This is a genomic window from Oxalobacter formigenes (assembly GCF_002127965.1).
Classification (GTDB): domain Bacteria; phylum Pseudomonadota; class Gammaproteobacteria; order Burkholderiales; family Burkholderiaceae_D; genus Oxalobacter; species Oxalobacter formigenes.
Genome location: NZ_CP018787.1, coordinates 1,258,403 through 1,279,611, shown reverse-complemented (window position 1 = coordinate 1,279,611; position 21,209 = coordinate 1,258,403). Strand labels below are relative to the sequence as shown.

13 protein-coding genes are annotated in these 21,209 nt (G+C 53.2%); 9 read left to right on the top strand and 4 right to left on the bottom strand.

Annotated elements, in window-relative coordinates:
• The first annotated feature begins 85 nt into the window (after positions 1-85).
• Entirely contained in the window at positions 86-1,087 is a 1,002-nt protein-coding gene (gene ygfZ, locus BRW83_RS06060; protein WP_005880713.1) for a CAF17-like 4Fe-4S cluster assembly/insertion protein YgfZ, read from the top strand.
• Between the two features lie 85 nt (positions 1,088-1,172).
• On the opposite strand, the gene thiD is transcribed toward ygfZ, so the two are convergent.
• The gene (gene thiD / locus BRW83_RS06055; protein ID WP_036602939.1) at positions 1,173-1,970 is read right to left on the bottom strand and encodes a bifunctional hydroxymethylpyrimidine kinase/phosphomethylpyrimidine kinase; all 798 of its coding nucleotides are present in this window, start codon (positions 1,968-1,970) and stop codon (positions 1,173-1,175) included.
• A gap of 249 nt (positions 1,971-2,219) precedes the next feature.
• Between thiD and BRW83_RS06050 the strand changes: the two genes are divergently transcribed.
• The 7 genes from BRW83_RS06050 (at position 2,220) to bioC (ending at position 11,744) form a co-directional block, all read left to right on the top strand.
• Positions 2,220-3,482 (top strand): efflux RND transporter periplasmic adaptor subunit, encoded by a 1,263-nt coding sequence (locus tag BRW83_RS06050; protein WP_231284484.1) that lies wholly within the window; start codon positions 2,220-2,222, stop codon positions 3,480-3,482.
• Between the two features lie 10 nt (positions 3,483-3,492).
• Positions 3,493-6,738, top strand: a complete 3,246-nt coding sequence (locus tag BRW83_RS06045; RefSeq protein ID WP_005880720.1) for an efflux RND transporter permease subunit — start codon at positions 3,493-3,495, stop codon at positions 6,736-6,738.
• A complete protein-coding gene (locus BRW83_RS06040) occupies positions 6,738-8,201 on the top strand; it encodes an efflux transporter outer membrane subunit (RefSeq protein WP_005880722.1) in 1,464 nt (487 codons plus the stop codon). The genes BRW83_RS06045 and BRW83_RS06040 overlap by 1 nt, the downstream gene beginning before the upstream one ends.
• Positions 8,202-8,304: 103 nt before the next feature.
• Positions 8,305-9,054 (top strand): NRDE family protein, encoded by a 750-nt coding sequence (locus BRW83_RS06035; RefSeq protein ID WP_005880724.1) that lies wholly within the window; start codon positions 8,305-8,307, stop codon positions 9,052-9,054.
• A gap of 28 nt (positions 9,055-9,082) precedes the next feature.
• A complete protein-coding gene (gene bioF / locus BRW83_RS06030; protein ID WP_005880726.1) occupies positions 9,083-10,237 on the top strand; it encodes an 8-amino-7-oxononanoate synthase in 1,155 nt (384 codons plus the stop codon).
• A complete protein-coding gene (locus tag BRW83_RS06025; protein WP_005880728.1) occupies positions 10,234-10,968 on the top strand; it encodes an alpha/beta fold hydrolase in 735 nt (244 codons plus the stop codon). Before bioF ends, BRW83_RS06025 begins: the two co-directional genes overlap by 4 nt.
• A gap of 2 nt (positions 10,969-10,970) precedes the next feature.
• Positions 10,971-11,744, top strand: a complete 774-nt coding sequence (gene bioC, locus BRW83_RS06020) for a malonyl-ACP O-methyltransferase BioC (RefSeq protein WP_157658852.1) — start codon at positions 10,971-10,973, stop codon at positions 11,742-11,744.
• Positions 11,745-11,774: 30 nt separating this feature from the next.
• Here bioC and BRW83_RS06015 read toward each other — a convergent pair whose 3' ends face one another.
• Complete coding sequence (locus tag BRW83_RS06015) at positions 11,775-13,400, bottom strand: MFS transporter (protein ID WP_005880732.1); 1,626 nt, start codon at positions 13,398-13,400, stop codon at positions 11,775-11,777.
• A gap of 157 nt (positions 13,401-13,557) precedes the next feature.
• Entirely contained in the window at positions 13,558-14,877 is a 1,320-nt protein-coding gene (locus BRW83_RS06010) for a YihY family inner membrane protein (RefSeq protein ID WP_005880734.1), read from the bottom strand.
• Between the two features lie 168 nt (positions 14,878-15,045).
• On the opposite strand from BRW83_RS06010, the gene BRW83_RS06005 reads away from it, so the two are divergent.
• A complete protein-coding gene (locus BRW83_RS06005; protein ID WP_005880736.1) occupies positions 15,046-16,461 on the top strand; it encodes an FAD-binding oxidoreductase in 1,416 nt (471 codons plus the stop codon).
• Positions 16,462-16,486: 25 nt separating this feature from the next.
• Here BRW83_RS06005 and BRW83_RS06000 read toward each other — a convergent pair whose 3' ends face one another.
• A complete protein-coding gene (locus BRW83_RS06000; protein ID WP_231284485.1) occupies positions 16,487-21,154 on the bottom strand; it encodes a sensor domain-containing phosphodiesterase in 4,668 nt (1,555 codons plus the stop codon).
• Positions 21,155-21,209 lie beyond the last annotated feature (55 nt).

Here is a 21,209-nt window from a genome sequence, read left to right as displayed (position 1 = left end):
GCAGTTTGTCCCTTGCCATAAACCTGACGAAAAAAAAAGACTATACTCGACTTGAACCAATCCGGAAACAGTTTTATTTTAATCCATGAATTCTATCGCACTCCCTCATTCCTGTTCATCCACCACGCTTGAATCAGGTCATGTCGTTTTGCTCAAACAGACTGGCCTCCTTGCCCTTGAAGGGGAAGATGCCGTTTCTTTCATTCACGGCCAGCTTTCCAACGATATCGAACATCTGGGAAGCAGTCAGGCGCGTCTGGCCGCGTACTGCAATCCTCAGGGCCGCATGCTAGCCCTTTTCCATGCATGGAAATCTTCCGGGAAAGTCTGGCTGACTGTCCCTCTCGACATTCTGCCTGCCTTGCAAAAACGCCTGCAAATGTACGTTTTGCGGGCGAAAGTGACGCTCTCTGACGAAAGCGGCAATATGGCCATCCTTGGCATTGGGGGTGAAAAAGGCGGCGAAGCCCTGTCGAAATGGTTTGAAACACTGCCATCCGAACCTTTCGGCAAAACCGAAAACGAATTTGGGGTACTGGTGCGCGTTGCCGATGCATTCGGTTTTCCACGTTATCTTTTGACGATTGCCGAAAAACGCTTGCAGGTTGTTGAAAGCGAATTGTCGTCCACACTTTCCGTATGTGATGAAAGCGGCTGGACGATGGGCGACATCAAGGCAGGCGTGCCCCAAATCACGCTGCCCGTTCAGGACAGGTTCATCCCGCAAATGGTCAATCTGGAACAGGCCGGCGGCCTGTCTTTCAAAAAAGGCTGTTATCCTGGACAGGAAGTGATTGCCCGAAGCCAGTACAAGGGAACGGTCAAACGGCGGATGTTTCACGGGATGGTCGAACTGCCTTTCGAGGATAATCCCCCCATTGACGTCAACATGACGGCCGGGGCGAACATCGTCGATTCCGATGGACAAGTTTGCGGAACAATCGTCTCTTCTGCCCGCAGGGACAACAACCGGGTCGATTTTCTGGCAGTCGTACAAACCGAGGCGATCGGCAGTCAGGCTCTCCATGTCGAAAAAGCGGACGGCCCCCTGATCACATGGATTCCGCTGCCCTACTCCCTGCCGTAACAACAAAAAAGATGGATTTGAAGTTTCAGGCGAAATTTCAAATCCATCCTGTAACTGACTGATCAATAAATATATTTAACCTGATTTACTTCCATATGGCATGGAAGTGATGAACCGGGCCATGACCGTGGCCTACGTTCAGTTTTCCCGAATCGGCGAGCGCTTTCGTCAGATAATCCTTGGCCATTTTCACGGCGTCAGGCAGCGACATGCGCGTCATGAACGCAGCAATGGCTGCCGACAGGGTACATCCGGTTCCATGGACGTTTTTCGTTTCGATACGTGGCGCATGCAACTCGGTCGTTTTTCCGTCGCCATAGAGGAAATCGACACTGTCATATCCCGGCAGGTAACCCCCTTTCAGCAATACCCATTCCGGCCCGAGCGCATGCAGGCGGGGCAATGCCGTTTTCATGTCGACGACCGAAGTTGGAATGTCCGAGCCGAGAAGGACTGACGCTTCTTTCAGGTTAGGCGTGATAATGTTTGCCATTGGAACGAGCTTGTCCCTTATCGCCTCGATAGCGTCCGCTTGCAACAGGGTATCGCCGCTTTTGGCAACCATGACCGTATCCAGCACGACAGGGCATTTCGGATATTTCGCCAGCCTTTCGGCGATCACTTCGGCAATGGCGGCAGTCGCCACCATGCCGATCTTGACGGCATCGACCTTTACATCCTCGAAAACGGCATCGATCTGATCCCCCACAAAGGACGGATCAAGCGGCTGGAACGACTTCACTCCCATCGTATTTTGCGCCACGACGGCGGTAATCGCCGCCATGCCGTAAGTTCCCAGTGCTGAAAAGGTTTTCAAGTCGGCGGAAATACCCGCGCCGCCACTCGGATCGGTTCCGGCTATAGTCAGGACATTGGCAATCATTTCGTTCTCTCTTTCCGGTTGAACAGACAGGTGCAAATCATGTTTTTATTGTACGACAAGCAGAGACTGCTTTCTTTATTTACTTCAATTTGTAACGAACATATGAGCGTCTTGCCAAAAAAGAAAGAAAAATCCGCTATTGCTCTGATTAAAGTAAAAAAGTCCCCATCAACTTCAGGTTAAGGTTTTCTCCAAATGATCCGTGGCAGCTTGGCATTTTCGGATTAAAACAAATATGGAGAATCGGTGATGAATCGTGGCGTAATGACGGGTGCTGTCGCAATCGGACTGGCTTGTCTGCTGGTTCTTGGCTGCAGCCAGAAAATGGAAATTCCGAAGGCGGGAAAACCGCGTGTAACGACTCTGACCATCAAAGCCCAGAATATTCCCATGGCGCTGGAATATGTCGCCCAGACGGCCAGTTCCCGTCAGGTAAACATCAACGCCCGCGTCAACGGTTTCCTGCAAAAACGGCTGTATCAGGAAGGTTCGATGGTCAGGGACGGGCAAACGCTCTTTCAGATCGATCCCCGCCCGTTTCAGGTTCAGGTCAATGAAGCGAAAGCCGCGCTCGATTCCAGCAAGGCTGCGCATGCGACAGCCAAAGCCAATCTCGACCGGATCAAGCCGCTCGTCGCCCTGAATGCCCTCTCTAAAAAAGACCTCGATAACGCCAAAGGACAGTTCCTGACGACACAGGCTGCCGTGCATCAGGCACAGGCACAGTTGAACGCCGCCAGACTGAACTTGTCGTACACGACGATCAAATCCCCCGTTGACGGACTGGCCGGTTCCGCCAGTGTCGCAGAAGGGACGTATGTCGACGCTACGAACAACCAGCTTACAACCGTATACAAGATGTCGCCGATGTGGGTGAATTTCTCCATTTCGGAAAACCGCCTGCTCGAACTGCAAAAACAGATTCAGGCAGGCCAGCTGATCGTCCCGGCAAATGACAATTTCACGGTTGAAGTCATCCTGCCGGACGGATCGGTTCTCCCGAACACGGGCAAGCTCGTTTTCTCGGCTCCGGATTACAATCCGACGACCGGAACCAATATGATTCGCGCCAGTGTCGACAACCCGAAAGGCACCCTGAAACCGAACCAGTTCGTGCGTGTGCGCATGACCGGTGCAACCCGGCCTGACGCCATTGCCGTTCCGCAAAAAGCCGTCCAGCAGGGATCGAAAGGCCATTTTGTCTGGGTCATCAAGGACAACAAGGCGCAGTACCGTCCCGTCACGGTCGGCGACCAGACCGGCATGAACTGGGTCATTACGCAGGGGCTGCAAAACGGCGAACAGGTCGTCGTCGATGGTGTCCAGACGCTGGCGGCCGGAGCCGACGTTGAGGTGTCACAAAATACACAACAGCAGGAAATCGGTGCATCTTCCACTGATGAGAAGGCTGCAAACGAGCAGCAACCTGCCGCGGCGGACGCGGGAACAGTCGCCGCATCGAAGGAAAACGGAACGGACAATACCGCCAAACCGGAACCGGCCAAACCATAAGGGGTGAACGATGTTTTCCAAATTTTTCATTGAGCGCCCTATCTTTGCGATTGTCGTCTCGCTGATTATCTGTCTGGCGGGCGGCATCGCCATGACCCAGTTGCCGGTCGAACAGTATCCGAACATGAGTCCGGTACAGATTACCGTTTCGGCCCAGTATCCGGGCGCGGATGCCAAGACGCTGGCCGATTCCGTCGCTGCGCCGCTGGAAAACCAGATCAACGGGATCGACAACATGCTGTACATGACGTCGTCTTCCTCGTCGTCCGGCCAGCTCCAGCTGACCGTATTTTTCAATATCGGCACCGATCCGGATATCGCACAGGTTCAGGTACAGAACCGGGTGAATATCGCATCGCCCCAATTGCCCAGCGAGGTGACCCAAAACGGTGTGCAGGTCCAGAAAGAGTCCTCATCCATGCTGATGCTGATCGGGCTTTACGGCGATCCGAAAATGTACAGTCAGGACTATGTCTCGAATTATGCGAATGTTTACGTTCTCGATGCGATCAAGCGGGTTCCCGGTGCGGGCCAGGCTACCGTGATGGGCAATGCGGATCAGGCCATGCGCATCTGGCTGAACCCGGACAAGATGGCTTCACTTAAAATCACGACGACTGATGTTGCCGAAGCGGTATCGTCCCAGAACAAGCTCTTTTCTGCCGGTCAGATCGGCGGTGAACCGGCTCCGGCAGGCATCCAGCAAACCTATCCCGCCATTACCCGTTCCCCATACCAGAACGCGGAAGATTATGAAAACATGATCATTCGCGCCAGCAATGACGGCAGCGCGATTGTGCGCCTTAAAGACATCGGACGCGCGTCGATGGGCAAACAGACTTATCTGGTCAATACCCAGATGAACGGTGAATTCGCGACTTTTATTCAGGTTGTCCAGCAACCGGGCGCCAATGCGCTGGATGTTTCGAAAGCCGTGCGCGCCGAGCTGGACAAATTGCAGGCAGGATTTCCTGACGGGATTCATTACGTAATCGGTGTCGATACGACCGATTATGTCCGTATTTCGATTGAGGAAGTGATCAAAACCCTGATTATCGCCATCTGTATCGTCATCGGCGTCATTTACGTTTTCCTCCAGAAATACCGGGCTACCCTGATCGCCTCGACCGCCATTTTCGTCGCCCTTTTGGGCACCTTTGCCGGGATGTACGTCCTGAATTTTTCCATCAATATGCTGACCCTGTTCGGGATGGTGCTGGCCATCGGGCTCGTCGTGGATGACGCCATTGTGGTGGTTGAAAACGTCGAGCGCAATATCGACGAGAGCGGCATGGACAGGAAACAGGCGACCATACAGGCAATGAACGAACTGGTCAGCCCGATTGTCGCTACCGTTCTGGTACTGGTCAGTGTTTTCGTTCCGGCTGCGTTCGTACCCGGAACGACAGGCCAGCTCTATAAACAGTTTGCCATCACGATTGCCATTTCCGTGACGATTTCAGGCTTTGTCGCCCTGACTTTGACGCCAGCCTTGTGCGGAAGCTGGCTGAAACAGACCCCCGCCCCTACAAAAGGGCCCTTTGCATGGTTCAATAAAAAATTCGCCAGCCTGACCGAGCATTATGGACGCTGGTCGGCTGCTGTCATCAAACATTCGATGATCGCCCTGATCTGTTTCGGTGTCATGATCGCCGCCATCTGGCTTTTGTTTGCCCGTTTGCCGACGAGTTTCGTCCCGCAGGAAGATCAGGGCTACCTGATCACTGCCGTCATCCTGCCTGACTCATCCAGTCTTGAACGGACACAAAACGTCATGAACAAGGTTTCGGATATCGTCGAAAAAATTCCGGGAGTCGAAACCCGCGCAGGCATTTCCGGCTTTTCATTGCTGGATAACGGCTTCAAGAATTCGTCCGGAACGTACTTCATGGCCCTGAAGCCCTTTGACGAGCGCTACAAGAACATCAAGACAGCAAAAGCGCAAAACGCCGGGACGATCATGCTGGAGCTGTACAAACAGACCCGTTCCATCGAGGAAGCAATGATTCTGCCGATCCTGCCGCCACCGATTCCCGGACTGGGCAGCACCGGTGGCTTTGAATTCTGGCTGCAAAGCACCGGTTCGGCCAGTCCGGATCAGTTGCAGGAGGTATTGGACAAAATCATGGCCGAGGCCAGAAAACGGCCTGAACTGACCAGCCTGAACACGACCTATCAGGCCCGTTCACAGCAACTGAAGATCGCTGTCGACCGTGACAAGGCGCGTCTGTTGGGACTGGATATGGACGACATCACCAGCACCCTGCAAACGCAATTCGGTTCTTCGATTGTCAGCCAGTTCAACCAGTATTCCCGCGTCTGGTACGTCATCATGCAGTCGGAACCGGAATTCCGTGCCAGCCCGGACGATATCGCCAAACTCTACACCCGTAACGCACAGGGTCAAATGGTACCGCTCTCTTCTGTCGTAACGACCTCTTACACGACCGGTCCCGATCTTGTTCCGCATTTCAATGGTTTCCCGTCAGCGGAAATCACGGGTAACGCCGCTGCCGGTTATTCGTCCGGACAGGCAATGACGGCCATCGAAGATGTAGCCAATGCCGTCATGCCGAAGGATTTTGCCTATGGCTGGTCAGGAGTGGCGTTTGAAGAAGAGAAGTCCGGCACGTCGTCCATGATCGTCTTCGTTTTCGGCGTGATTCTGGTTTTCCTGATTCTGGCGGCACAATACGAAAGCTGGGCGCTCCCGGCCGTGATTCTGATGGCTGTCCCGTTCGGCCTGATCGGTTCGCTTCTGGCAACATGGATTCGGGGACTCGATAACGACGTCTATTTTCAGGTCGGCCTGCTCGTCATGGTCGGGCTGGCGGCGAAAAACGCCATCCTGATCGTCGAATTCGCCGTCGAACTGGCGAAAAAACCGAATACCACGCTGGCGCAAGCCGCCGTGGCCGCAGGCAAAATCCGTTTCCGCCCGATCATCATGACTTCGCTGGCCTTTATCGGCGGTGTCATTCCACTGGCGATTGCGATGGGTGCCGGAGCCAACTCACGGCACTCGATCGGTACCGGGATTATCGGCGGCATGATCGGTGTTTCGACGCTGGCGCTCATCTTCGTGCCGCTGTTTTACGACCTGTTCGTCGGCTGGGAACAGAAAATCAGAAACAGAACCGGTTCCGATAAAAAAGACGTTCCGAAACTCGCCGCCCCTCCGAAAGAACTGCCTCCGCCAGACCCTCCGGCAGGTGACAAGGGCAATACGGACGGCAAACCAGAGGGAGGCGCATAATGAAAAAATCGTGGATAGGGATTGTCATTGTAGCGGCCTTCTCCGCCAGTCTCGGCGGCTGCATGATGGGGCCGGACTACCGCCGCCCGGATATGCCGACGCCGCAATCCTACCGTTTCATGCCGGATCAGGCCTCACAACAGGCACTGGATTCCCGCTGGTGGGAAGATTTTGGCGATCCTGTTTTAAACGGGATGGTAGAAGAAGCGATTGCGAACAACAGGGATCTGAAAGCGGCGCTCGCCAATTCGGAAAAAGCGGCTGCCGCCATCATGCAGACCCGTGCAGGCCTTTTTCCACAAATCAATGCCACTGCTCAGGTGGGACGAGAACGTCTTTCCGAAATGGATGCCGAACCGGTCATTGGTGTCCCGAATCCGCAAAACGCCAAATCGGCCAGTCTGGGCGCCAGCTGGGAAATCGATCTGTGGGGAAAAATCCGGCGGATGACCGAAGCCGCGGAAGCCGACGCCAAAGCAATGGAACAGACACGCCGGGCAGCCCTTCTTTCCATCGTTTCCAATGTCGTCACCCAATACGTCAATTTGCTGGCACTGGACGAACAGTTGAAGATCGCGCAGAACACATCGGCCAATTACAGGGAATCCCTCCGTATCATCGATTTGCAATTCAAATACGGGGTCACGTCGCAAATGACTGTCGCACAGGCCGCGTCCCAGTATGAAACGGCCCAAAGCCAGATTCCGCAAATCCGGCACAATATCACCCAGACGGAAAACGCCATCAATATTCTCCGGGGACGCAATCCGGGAGCGGTAGAGCGGGGTTCGACACTGGCTACCCTGAAAACACCCGTCGTTCCGGCCGACCTGCCGTCGAACCTGCTCCTGCGTCGTCCTGACATCCTGTCGGCTGAACAGGATCTGGTCGCCGCCAATGCCATGATCGGCGCGACACGCGCCATGTACTTTCCGACGATTTCACTGACAGGCGCTTTCGGCACGTCAAGCGAACACCTGCGCAATCTCTTCAAGGGGCCGTCCAAAGCCTGGAGCTTTGCCGGTGGCATCTCGCTGCCGATCTTTCAGGGCGGCTCCATCTATTCGCAAGTCAAACAGGCCGAAGCGGGACAGCGCGCCGCGCTTGCCCGTTACGAAGGTGCCGTCCAGTCAGCCTTTGCCGACGTCGATAATGCCCTTTCGTATCGCCAGCGTGTCAACGAACAACTGGACAAGGAAACAAGGCTTGTCAATCAGCTGAAAGATTATTCACGGCTGGCGAAACTCCAGTACGACGAGGGCTATTCCGCCTATTCCGTTGTCCTTCAGGCCGACCAGTCCCTTTTCCCGCGCCAGCTGACACTTGCCCAGTTACGCGCCTCGTCCCTGACGTCAGTCGTGGGCGTATATAAATCAATGGGCGGAGGCTGGATCGATCTGGCAGATACGAAAACACCCGAAGCGACAAACAATACCGAAGTGGCAGGCATAAACAAAGGATAAACGGACTGTTCAGCAAAAAAAACGGAATTTCCATTTTGCATTAAAATGATAATCATTCCTGATTGAGCTGTTTTCTTTTACCGTTTCCGGAGAATGCCGTCACATGTGTCTGATCGTTTTTGCGTGGCAGGTCATGCCCGACGTTCCACTGGTCGCTGCATCGAACCGTGACGAGTTTTATGCCCGTCCGGCCCTTCCCGCCCATCGCTGGGAAGACCACCCTGAAATTTATGCCGGCCGTGATCTGGAAGGCGGCGGAACCTGGCTCGGAGTCGCGGACAGACCCGGCCAGACCGGACGAAAAGGAAGTCGCTTTGCCGCACTGACCAATGTCCGGATGCCACACCTGATGAAAGACGATGCGCCGACACGCGGATTGCTTGTCAGCGATTATCTGGCCTCTTCCCTTTCACCGGAAGAATACATCCGGGACATCAAACACGAAGCGCATCACTATAACGGTTTCAACCTGCTTGTCGGCGATGCCGATACCCTGATCTGGTATTCGAACTATGGACTGATGAACCCCAAAAACGGGCAAGCCCTGCAACCCGGCATTTACGGATTGTCCAACGCCCTCCTGAACGATCCCTGGCCCAAAGTCGTCAGGACCCGGGCCCAGTTCGGTTGCCTTTTGGGTATCGGCGCACCTGAAGACGCCTACTTTGAAATGCTTTCCGACACGGCAACCGTTCCCGACAAGCTCCTGCCCCGAACCGGCGTTCCCTATGAATGGGAAAAACTCCTTTCCGCCGTGTGTATCCAGTCCCCGGACTACGGAACCCGCGCATCGACACTCGTTGAATTGTATAATGATGCTCCAGCCACCCTTCACGAACGCGTGATTCGTTAGGCCACATTATCGATAAGCGGAAAAAACAATGATATGGGAAGAACTGACCCATCAGCTTGAGTCATTATCAAAAGAAAACCTGACACGGAACCGGAGGACGCTGGAATCGTCCTGCGGGTCGCATGCCGTCGTCAACGGCCAGTCGATGCTTGCCTTTTGCAGCAACGATTATCTTGGGCTCGCCTCTCATCCGGTTCTTGCCAATGCTGTTTGCGAATCGGCCCACCAGTGGGGAACCGGCTCGGGCGGATCGCATGTCGTCAGCGGTCACATGAGTCCGCACGATCAGCTTGAAAAAGCGCTGGCCCATTTCGTCGGTGCAGAGCGTGCCCTTTTCTACAGCACCGGTTACATGGCGAACGTCGGTGTCGTTCCGACTCTCGTCGGCCGGGGTGACGCCGTTTTCGCAGACCGGTTAAACCATGCTTCCCTGATCGACGCCGTCCAGCTTTCCCGTGCCGACCATCGCCGCTATGCGCATTGCGACATGGCGCAGCTGGAAAAAATGCTCTCGGAAAGCACGGCCAAACGCAAGCTGATCCTCTCCGACGCGGTTTTCAGCATGGACGGTGATCTGGCTCCCATCAATGAACTGTTTGAACTGGCTGAAAAATACGATGCCTGGCTCGTGCTCGACGATGCGCACGGTTTCGGCGTATTGGGCAAGGAAGGCCGTGGTTCACTGAATCACTGCAAGCTGCCTTTTCATCCCCGACTGGTGTATATCGGCACGTTAGGCAAAGCGGCAGGCGTCTCGGGCGCTTTCATTGCCGCATCGAGTACCGTCATCGAATGGCTCATGCAACGTTCCCGCTCTTACATTTTCACGACGGCGACGAGTCCGGTCATGGCGTCTGCCCTCCTCGCCAGCCTGAAACTGATTGAACAGGGTGACGACCGCCGCCGCCATCTGCAAACCCTGATCGCCCGATTAAGCGACGGCCTCGACAATACCCGATGGAAATTGCTGCCATCTTTTACGGCTATCCAGCCGGTCATGGTCGGTGAAAACGATGCCGTGCTGAAGGTATCGGCGAAACTGGCCGAACGTGGCATCTGGGTGCCTGCCATCCGGCCGCCGACGGTTCCGAAAGGCAGTGCCCGCTTGCGGATATCCCTTTCTGCGGCGCATACTGATGAACATGTTGAACAGCTCGTTCATGCATTAAAGGAAATAAAATGACCACTCTGGCTTTCTGGCATGGCTGGGGAATATCGCCTGATGTTTTCACTCCCTTCATTACCGAACTGAAAAAGGATGTGCCTGACAATATCCATTTCAAGGCCATGACATTGCCAGGCTATGACGGAATGCCTTTGCCCTCAGGTAATCCTTGCGAAATCTGGGTCGATGCGATGATGAAAAACATTACCGGCCCCGTCATTTTGTGCGGCTGGTCGATGGGAGCCATTCTGGCCATGTCCGCAGCTCTCCGTTATCCGGACCGGATCGACAGGCTTATTCTCTTCGGAGCGACCCCTTGCTTTGTCGAAAAACCGGATTGGAAAAATGCTGTTTCGTTTTTGACAGGCCACCAATTCCGGACAGATGTGGAAAACGATATGCATCGTACTCTGCGGCATTTCGTTTCCCTGTTCAATCATCAGGACAAGAATGCCAGAAATATCGTCAGGCAGTTACTGGCCTTGCCAGTATCGCCACTCCCCGTCCTGGAAGCCGGCCTCGATTATCTGGCAGGAATGGATTTGCGCTCACAGGTTGCCGACATTCATCAGAAAACCCTGCTGATTCATGGTGCTTTTGACCCTCTTATGCCGGTAGAAGCGGCCCGCTGGCTGGCACGGACATTGCCGGATGCCACCCTGCATATCCTGCCTGACGTTGCGCACGCCCCGTTTTTATCCCAGCCTGTGCAATGCGCGACACTGGTGAAAGAATTTCTGAACCAATGACGATGGATAAGGAAAAAGTCTGTCAGGCATTCGGACGTGCCGCTGTCTCCTATGATATTTTCGGCCGTTTTCAGCGGGAAGTCTGTGAACGGATGCTCTGCCTCTTGCCGGAACGTTTGCCTTTGAGTTTCAAGCCGTCAAGCTTGCTTGATGCGGGCTGTGGTACCGGATTCGGGACACAATGCCTCAAATGCTTCTGGCCCGATGCCGACATGACCGGATGCGACCTGTCGCAGGAAATGGTCGACAGGATGCACGAAAAAGGGTTCTCAGCCGTTGTGGGCGATCTGGAAAAGATGCCGTTTGATTCGGACCGTTTCGATTTCATCTGGTGTTCCCTTGCCCTGCAATGGTGTCATCCTGCCATCGTTTTTCCGGAACTGCACCGTGTGCTTGAAAACAATGGCCTCCTCTATTTCACGACACCTGTTCCCGGAACCTTGCCTGAAATCGATTTCGCTTTCTCCGGAATGGATGACTCGAACCGTGTGCTGCCGTTTTCTGCCCCGGATGAACTTGAAAACCATTTGCGGCAGGCCGGATTTGCCGACATTGAATTGCATACGGAAAAACACGTCATGCATTACCCCGATTTCCGCTCGGTCATCGATTCGATACGGGGTGTCGGCGCACACCAGAGCGTCCGTAAACGACAGCCGCTGATGGGAAAAACAGCCTGGAAAACCGCCGGGGAAAGATACGAAAGTTTCAGGGATGAAGCCGGACTGCCCGTGACTTACGAACTGGTTTACGGATTCGCCGTCGCAAAAAAATAAACCGGAACGTTCCGGTCATCAATACGCCTGTCAAAAGATTTTCCTGTGATTGATGGCCGACAGCAGGCGCGTCACTTTCGGCGGCGTGCTGCCGTTGTGGTAAGCCCTCGCCTCATCCCGGATTTCCCGGTCGGCAACCGTCATGCGCTCGCGCTGGCGAAGCATCTCGACCATCGACTCGATCAGGTAAAACTCGATCATGATTCCGGGACGGTTGATGTCGTTGAACAGTTCCCACATATAGCCGCCATTGCGCTGGCGGATTTCACCGAGCCGGTGCATGACGTCAATGAATGCATCTGCATCTTCCGGCCTGACCTGATATTCGATGGTAATCATGATGGGCCCTTCATGCATTTCGATGTCCCGTGGAACCGGGCCGGCCCAGTCATGAGATAAAGGCGTCAAATCCGCCTTGTCATTCAAACCGACATAAAAACGCCAGGACACGCCAATGCCGATAAAAAGACAGGCCGAGGCGATCACAAGCGCCAGCTGGATATTCAGCAGCCCGGCAACCTGTCCCCAAATGACGCTGCCACCGGCCATGCCCCCGGTAAAAACTATCCAGAAGAAAGCCAGTCCACGCGCCCTCACCCAACCCGGCAGGGTAATCTGGGCGGCCGTCATCAGGGCGGATGCCGTCATCATCCACGAAATTCCGATAGCCAGCATGGCGCAGCATGCGGTAATGACCCTATCGCTTGCCGCCAGCGCCAGCATACCGACGCCGTACACCGCAGACGCGCAGCGAATGATCGTGTCACGCGAAACAAGCCGGATCAGGCGAGGCATCAATATCGCGCCACAGATCGCCCCGACCCCGATACAGCCGAGCATAAGACCATACACGTCCGGGCCGCGCTTTAATTCCTGCCGGACGATCAATGGCATCAGCGCCCATGAGGCACTGGCGAAAATGAAGAAACAGGCTCCCCGGATCATCACCGCGATCAGGGCTTCTGAATGGCGCGCATAACGCAATCCGGCCTTGATGGCGGAAAGCAGATGCTCGGACGGCAATTCGCTCTGGGCAACGTTCCGTTTCCAGCGGATCGTCAAAAACGTGACGATCGCGTAAAAAGCCGCATTCGTCAGGAAAACGGCACCTGAACCGGCAGCGGCAACGATAATGCCTGCAATAGCCGGACCGACGGAACGGGCGATGTTGATGGCGATACTGTTCAAGGCAACGGCAGACTGGAGTTCTTCCCGTGGAACAAGTTCGGGAATGACCGCGCCCCATGCAGGCATCATCATGGCAAGCCCCACGCCAAGGCAGAATGTGAAAACCAGCAAAAGGATGGAACTGGTCAGACCGGTCAGGGTGAGAAAACCGAGCGCGCCTGCACAGCAGGCCAGCCATATCTGGGTGGCGATGAGGAAACGTCGTCTGTCAACAATATCCGCCAGCGCACCAGCCGGAATGGCCAGCAGAAAGAACGGCGTGCTGGTCGCTGCCTGAACGAGCGATACCATGGCCGGTGTGGGGGCGAGAGAAGTCATGAGCCAGCCCGCTCCCACATCCTGCATCCATGAGGCGATATTGACGAACAGGATGGCGATCCACAACATGCGGAATACCGGATGACGCATAGGCGTCCAGGCTCCGATCCGGTTTTCTTTCTGAATGGGATCACTGCTGGCAACTGGCATATTCTGGCAAAACCGTTTCTCTCAACATGACGAAAAGTCGTCGACACTCATACGATATCACTCCCTGAATCCGTTTTGATTCCGACACATCAAAAATCGGAAACGGAAGATGTGCCGATGAGACGAAATGGTCATATTTGTTGCCTCAAGTCAATTTTTACAATATGTCCGGAGCGGCCGGTTGCGCTGCTGACTTTTCTTCTTCCCGTTTTTTCTGCTCTTCAAAGTAATCGGCAAGTGTCTGTTCCAGCCCATAATCGATCAGATTATCCACTTCCTGCGTCAGGGAGTCTTCATCGCTGCCGGTAAAAACAAACCGGTGATAGACGTCAGCCAGCGTAATCGAATCGGCATTCCCTGTCCATCGCCACTCCTGAGGCGTTCGTTTTTTGAAAGAAAAAGTGCTGATCCAGGAACGCTTGACCGTAGTCGCCCAGCCGATTTTCTCGAAAACGGTCAGGCAATCCTCGACTTCCCCGATGGACAAATGCGTCTGCATTTCAATTTCCGTCCGGAAAACGGCTCCTTGCGAGCGATACAAGACACCGATGATTTTGATGGCATCGGAAAACTGGCTGCCGACTGCAGGCGTCGAGTTCCAGCGGCCATTACGGATTTCCGGCAACAGGGCGGCAACCATTCCGCCCAAAAGCATGATCAGACAGCTGATGTAAATCCACATCATGAAGATCGGAAAGGCCGCGAGTGCACCGTAAATTCTCTCATATGTACTGAAATTGACGATGAAAAACGCAAATGCACGGATGGCGATTTCAAATGCAATACCGGCGAAAATGCCGCCCGAGGCCGCATCTTTCCATAAAACAAGCCTGTTAGGGACAACCCGATACAAAAGCGTGAACGCGATGGCCGTCCAGAAAATGGAGATCAGTGAAGACGATACCGAATTCAAAAACGGCAAATTGGCAACGAGCCCATGCGCCGCCAGAACAAGATGGGACGTGAGATAAATCGAAATACCCAAAAGCAGGGGCCCGAAAATGGCGATACCGATGTACATCATGATGCGTTTGACGATCGGTCGCGGCGTGATGACATGCCAGATGTGGTTGAAGGTGCTTTCGATCAGGGAAATCGTCATGAGCGCCGTCGCCACCAGAGTCAGGCCACCGATAATCGACACGTTGGCTGCGTTCGCGGCAAACGTCGTCAGATTGCTCAGGATGATATGGGCCGTGGAGGCAGGAATCATGCCCTGTGAAAAATAGGTTTCCAGTGTGTTCTGGAGGGAACCGAATTCGGGAAAAGTCGTGAAGATCGCCAATACGATCGCCAGCATCGGAACAATGGAAAGGAGAATCGTAAAACTGATATTGCCGGCCACATCGGTAAGATTGTTTTCCGCCAGTCGTTTGCCGCAATACTTCCCTATCGCCTTGAGTTTGTCCTTGCGGGTCAGCTCGGGCCGCTCATGCGAATTTTCAATAGTGTTTGATATGAGATCGCTCGGGTTCATGAAAACATTTTAAGATGAAAATGTCTGAAGAAGCTAATCGAAAAATGTGTTTTATCATGTGAGGAAAACGCCGATTTTGATTTTTTGCCCTTTTTGTCGCTTTCCTCTGGCAATTTACCCTTTTTAAGACGAAAATCACGAAACGGATTCACGATAAAAACCATTCCCATGACACAGCCAACTTTCATCGAACTCTGTAAAAAACTGATTGGCAGCGACCACGTCATTACCGATCCTGCAAAAATGCTTCCCTTTGTGACCGACTACCGTAAACGGTTCACCGGAAAGGCTCTGGCTGCCGTTTTTCCGGGACATACCCGACAGGTCGCCGATGTCGTCAAGCTGTGCAAACTGCACAAGGTTCCGATCGTTCCACAAAGCGGCAATACCGGCCTCGTACTGGGCAGTGTTCCCGATGAATCGGGCAAGGCGATCGTCCTTTCGCTGAAACGGATGAACCGGATTCGTGAAATCGATGCCAACAACAATACGATGACTGTCGAGGCAGGCTGTATCCTCGACCATGTCCATACGGCAGCGGGGCAAGCCAATCTGATGTTCCCGCTGACACTGGCCTCTTCGGGCTCCTGCATGATCGGTGGAAATCTGGGCGCCAATGCCGGAGGGACATCGGTCTTGCGTTACGGGACTGCGCGGGATCTGTGCCTCGGTCTGGAAGTGGTCACAGCCGATGGCGATGTCTGGAATGGCCTGTATAAATTACGCAAAAACAATACCGGATACGATCTTCGCGACCTGTTTATCGGCTCGGAAGGAACGCTCGGGATCATCACGGCAGCCGTCCTGAAGCTTTTTCCGCGCCCCAAAGCACAACAGACCGCTTTTGCCGCCGTCAAATCACCAGAGGACGCATTGAAGCTTCTGTCACTTGCCCAGCGTTTCTGTGGCGACTCCCTGACGGCTTTCGAACTGATTTCGCGTTACAGTCTTGAACTGGTCACCCGGCACTTTCCGGAAATATTGTCCCCCCTTCCCTTTACATACCCCTGGTACGTATTGCTGGAGCTATCCGATGCCGAATCGGACGAGCATGCCGCCCGGCAGTTTGAAAAACTGCTTGAACATGCCATTGAGGAAGGCGTGATCAGTGATGCCGCCATCGCCCAGACTTTGGGACAATCACGCACAATGTGGCAACTGAGGGAAAACATTTCTGCAGCACAGAGCAAGGAAGGCAAGAATATCAAACACGATATCGCCGTTCCGACCTCTCTCTTCGGGGAATTTATCGAAACGGCTGACCGCTTGCTCGAGCAGTATTTTCCCGGTTGTCGCATGGTGACATTCGGACATCTGGGCGATGGAAGCCTGCACTACAACGTCGCCGCGCCCAAAGGGGTATCGGACGAGTCATTTCTGACCCATCAGGCTGAAATCAACCGGATCGTTTACGACTGCGTAAACCAGTTCAAGGGCGTCATTTCTGCAGAACACGGACTGGGCGCCTTAAAGCATGTGGAAAATGCATCTTACAAGAGCGGATCGGAAAACAGGCTGATGAAAACCCTCAAAAAGGCACTCGATCCCGACAACCTGATGAACCCGGGCAAGGTATTGCCATAGCGAGCTTTACCTCCACAGATTCCTGTCAGGCAAAGACTTTATTGATCTTCACCAGCTCGACAGCCAGAAAATCGCTGGCTGCCGCCGCAGTCATCGGACGGGAAAAATAGTGTCCCTGTATGGCTGTGCACCCTGTTTCCTTGAGGAATTCCAGCTGTTTGATATTTTCCACGCCTTCGGCAATCGTCGTAATGCCCAGATTTTTGGCAAGCGATACGATGGCACCTACAATCGCCATATTTTCCGGATCGTGCGGAACGTTTTGTATGAACGAACCGTCGATTTTCAGGCTATGCGCGGCGAATCGTTTCAGATAGGCCAGTGAGGAATATCCTGTTCCGAAATCATCGATCGAAACCTTGATGCCCCGCTCTTTCAGACTGTCGATAATGACGATGGCCGATTCCGGTTTTTCCATCGCGACACTTTCAGTCAACTCGAGTACAAGGTGTTTGGGGTCCAGATCGTTTTCTTTCAGAATCTCGGCTATCTGTTCCGTCAGCCGGCGGTCACGGAACTGGACTGCCGAAAGATTGACCGAAACCATCAGCCTGTCATTGCCGGCATCGACCCATTCTTTCAGTTGTTTGACGACCGAGCGCAAAATCCATTCCCCGATCGGGATAATCTGGCCATTCGACTCAGCTACCGGTATGAATTCCTCCGGAGAGATGGAACCCAGCTGCGGATGCTCCCAGCGCAACAATGCCTCGAACCCGACATTCACGCCGTAATTTAACGACATGATCGGCTGATATAGCAAGGTAAACTGGTTACGTTCCAGAGCACGGCGCAATGCGCTGTCCAGCTCCAGCATACGGGACGATTTTGCCTGCATTTCTGCAGTGAAGAAACAGTAATTGTTGCGGCCGTTCTGCTTGGTCCGATACATGGCTGTATCGGCACTGCAGGACAGGGTTTCGAAATCGGCCCCATCGGCAGGGAACATGGCAATCCCGATGGAAGCGGTCAGATTCAGTTCATGAGGATCGATATGGTAAGGTTCAGCCGCAATGGCCAGCAGTTTTTCGGCAATGCTGGTGGCACCGCCAGTATCGGTGTTGGGCAAGACCAGAACGAATTCATCGCCACCGAGCCGGGAAATGGTATCCTGGTCCCTGACGGCATTCTTCAGTCTTTCAGCGAATTGTTTGAGCAGTTCGTCGCCAATGCCGTGTCCAAGGGAATCGTTGACGTTCTTGAAATTGTCCAGATCGAGGAACATCAGGGCCAGCGGCTCATGGCGCCGGTGCGCCAGACTGATGGCAAGATTGCTTCTGATATGCAACAGCGTCCTGTTCGGCAAGCCGGTCAACGGATCGAAATGGGCCAGCCACTGGACACGTTCTTCCGTTTCTTTTCTTTCGGTCAGATCGGTAAAGGTGCCAATATAGTGCGTTACCTCGTTCTGGGAGTCCCGCATGGTCTGGACCAATAGCCATTCCGGATAAATACTGCCGTTCTTGCGACGGTTCCAGATTTCTCCCTGCCAGCGCCCTTCTTTTTCGATCGATTCCCACATGGTGGAATAGAACTCCCTGTCATGCTGGCCGGATGCGAGCATTCGGGGATTTTTGCCGAGCGCTTCTTCCTCGCTGTATCCCGTAATGTGAGTGAAAGCCCGGTTGATCATGACAATATTGCTGCACGAATCCAGCAACATGATCGCTTCGCTGCTCTGTGAAAATACCTGTGCAGCCAGCTGGAGCTGTTCTTCCTTCTCGAAATGCTGCAACGCGAAATCGATATCTTCCATCAGTTCGAGCAACAGGCGCTGGGACGATTCTGTAAAGGCATTGAGGTGGTTCGAATACAGGAAGATGGCACCGATGACATGTCCCTTTTTATGGATAGGCAAAATGGCTGAAGAAAGCCAGTTGAAATGGGCAATATGTTCCTGCCAGTGTTCCATTGACGGTTCGTGCAAAAAGTCCTGCATCCAGACAGGCCTGTTTTCACGAATGACCTGACCTGCGGGTCCCTGCCCGGCCGGATCGTCCGGCAAGGTATTGATATACAGGCCATTCAGATAATCATGATGCTCACCGGCAGAAGCGGCTGGCACGATATCCTGTGTCTTGCGGTCAACCAGTCCAACCCACACCAGATTCATCTGGCCATATTCGACGATGTCAGCACAAATCTGGCCAAACAGTTCTTCCTCGTTTTTGCAACGGATAATCGACTGGTTGCATTGAGACAAGGCAGCATACAACTGGTTCAGGCGCCGGATTTCGTCTTCCGCCTGCATCCGCTCCATATAAAGACGCTTGTAACTGTTTTCGCTCTCTTCCAGTTCAGCCTGTGTACGCTGGCGGATTTCTTCACGCTCGAAATTTTCAAGCGCGAAATTGATGTCCCCGGTCATTTCCACGAGCAGATTCTGGCTCTGTTCGTCGTATGCGTTGATGTCGGATGAATAGACTTTCAAAATGCCGATGGCCTTGCCTCCCTGATACAGCGGGAAGGCGGCGATCGAGCGGATACGCATTTTTTTCAGAAGGTCCATCCAGGGCACCAGATGGGCATCTTCGTCAACGTTCTGTATCCAGACAGGCTGGTTCTGGCGAATGGCCAGTGCAGCCGGTCCATCCTTGTCCAGATTGTCAAACCCCGTGACGATACGCATATTCCGGAACGGTTCGATCAAATCGAGTGACACCCCATGCGACGCCACCATATCGACCTTGTTCGTTTCAGGATTGACCAGACCGACCCAGGCCATGTTGAACCGCCTGTCGCTGTAATGAACGATGCCGTAACAAATCTGCTCGAACAGTTCCAGCTCGGTATGGGAATGGACGATCGCCTGATTGCAGTGGGACAGTGCGGCGTAAAGCTGGCTCAGACGGAAAACCTCGGCTTCCGCCCGTTTGCGTTCGGTAATGTCTTCGACGGTAACGACCAGATAATCCGGCGTGCCGTCTTCTTTCGTTACCAGACGGAAATGCACTTCGGTAATGGCGTCGTCGCCGTTTTTGCGATGAAGGCTTTTTTCTTCACAGAATTCGTCGCTTATGCCTTCTTTCAGCGCATTGATGCCTGTTTGTTCTTCCTCACAGGGAAGTCCAACCAGTTCGTGCCAGCCCATCCGGTCGAATTCTTCGCGCGTATAGCCGAAAATTTCGCACATCTTGTCGTTGAAATGAAGCCATTTATTCATCGAAATCGACAAAATGCCCATGCCGATGAACGGTAGTGTATAGAAATTGTTCAGCAGTTGTTTTTCACGCAAATCCATCGCCACGGTTTGTGAACGCTGCATGACATACCAGATGAACAGGAGGATGATCCCGAAAATCATCAGGATCGTGACAATGGCGAAATTGAAGAAAAATGCCATATTGCGCATCGGTGCCATCAAGGTCTTGTAATCAATCTTGGTAATGGCAAACCAGTTGGTCCCTTTTACCGGATACCATGCGGCAAGGGCGACTTCGTTTTCCAGCGTTCTTCCTTTCAGCATGCCGGGCGAATTGCCATTTTTTTCAAGCGCGATACCGAGGCTGTTGCCGGTAATCAGATTCCTCTCAACTTCGAAATGTCCATCGTCTCTGGACTGACTCATGCGGAACAGATAATAATCCCTGCCGCTTTTTTCAGCCAGTAGCGTACGCCGGTCTGTCGTTGCCGTTGTCCAGTGGTTCAGGTAAGCGGAAAGATAAGCTTCGCCATCAAGCTCGACATAAACACTGCCCAGATACTGGCGATCCTTCGGGCTGTACAGGGGAACGATAAAATCATGCCGTTTTTTATCCTGCAAACTCAACTGTTCGTATGACTTGTTTCTGGCTTTTCCGATCCCGTTCAAAACGGAAATCATGTTTTCCGGTTTTTTGCCGACAGACATCAAAATCCTGTCACCGGCATTGAAGAGGATCATGGTCTGATACTGCTGTGCCACCATCAGCGATTCCAGCCTGCCTTCAATCGCTTCGCGGACAAACCTGCTGCCTCCTCCCTGTTCCAGTTTCCGGACATCATGTATGAACCCATCGCTTTGCAGAGTCGATGCCGTGGAATGTTCCCGTTCTGCAAGCCAGCCGTCCAGTTGGGAGGCACGGATTCTCGCCGTGATTTCAAGATCGGCATAGGTAGACTTCTCGATTTGCGGCGCCATCAGTTCAATGACGACATAGCTTGTGATCGGAACGGCAACCGTAACGGCAAGAAACGCCAGCATGATCCTGTATGGGCTTGACCTGAAAGTAAACGTCTGGCTGCCGTTTTTGTTCAGGTCCACCCAGTTTTGCACAGAGCATAAAAACAGGAAAATGCACGATGAAATGAATCCGACAAGAATAACGACAGAAAGGAAAATGAAATGTATCCTGAGCTCATAATCGTCAATGGCAAAATGGGCGAATATACGCACGAACACCATCCAGACCAGACATAGCATCGCATGCGCACAAGCCAGTGAAAATGGCGTCAGACGGTGATTGTTGATGCTGGGCAATATCGCCACTTTTTTCAAAAGCCAGTACAGGAAAAAACTTCCCAAAGCGATAAATACGAGCCGGTTTACCAGAAGAGTGACAACATAGGGATCCTGTTCCTCATTGATGAAATTCTTCAGGAAAAGCGTAAAGAATATCCACGCAAGACCAAAAAGAAAATAGTAGAAAGTAACGCGAATGGGACCGTAGTGGCCATTGGATGAATCCCGTAACAATTTCGATAAATTGGTCATTATCTTTCGCGCAGGCAGGATCGGGAACAGGTATGGCTGTTAAATATTAGCAAAT

Excerpts from the sequence above, each read along its gene's own strand:
- ygfZ (WP_005880713.1), top strand. The coding sequence starts at position 86 with ATGAATTCTATCGCACTCCCTCATTCCTGTTCATCCACCACGCTTGAA.
- thiD (WP_036602939.1), bottom strand. The coding sequence starts at position 1,970 with ATGATTGCCAATGTCCTGACTATAGCCGGAACCGATCCGAGTGGCGGC.
- BRW83_RS06050 (WP_231284484.1), top strand. The coding sequence starts at position 2,220 with ATGAATCGTGGCGTAATGACGGGTGCTGTCGCAATCGGACTGGCTTGT.
- BRW83_RS06045 (WP_005880720.1), top strand. The coding sequence starts at position 3,493 with ATGTTTTCCAAATTTTTCATTGAGCGCCCTATCTTTGCGATTGTCGTC.
- BRW83_RS06040 (WP_005880722.1), top strand. The coding sequence starts at position 6,738 with ATGAAAAAATCGTGGATAGGGATTGTCATTGTAGCGGCCTTCTCCGCC.
- BRW83_RS06035 (WP_005880724.1), top strand. The coding sequence starts at position 8,305 with ATGTGTCTGATCGTTTTTGCGTGGCAGGTCATGCCCGACGTTCCACTG.
- bioF (WP_005880726.1), top strand. The coding sequence starts at position 9,083 with ATGATATGGGAAGAACTGACCCATCAGCTTGAGTCATTATCAAAAGAA.
- BRW83_RS06025 (WP_005880728.1), top strand. The coding sequence starts at position 10,234 with ATGACCACTCTGGCTTTCTGGCATGGCTGGGGAATATCGCCTGATGTT.
- bioC (WP_157658852.1), top strand. The coding sequence starts at position 10,971 with ATGGATAAGGAAAAAGTCTGTCAGGCATTCGGACGTGCCGCTGTCTCC.
- BRW83_RS06015 (WP_005880732.1), bottom strand. The coding sequence starts at position 13,400 with ATGCCAGTTGCCAGCAGTGATCCCATTCAGAAAGAAAACCGGATCGGA.
- BRW83_RS06010 (WP_005880734.1), bottom strand. The coding sequence starts at position 14,877 with ATGAACCCGAGCGATCTCATATCAAACACTATTGAAAATTCGCATGAG.
- BRW83_RS06005 (WP_005880736.1), top strand. The coding sequence starts at position 15,046 with ATGACACAGCCAACTTTCATCGAACTCTGTAAAAAACTGATTGGCAGC.
- BRW83_RS06000 (WP_231284485.1), bottom strand. The coding sequence starts at position 21,154 with ATGACCAATTTATCGAAATTGTTACGGGATTCATCCAATGGCCACTAC.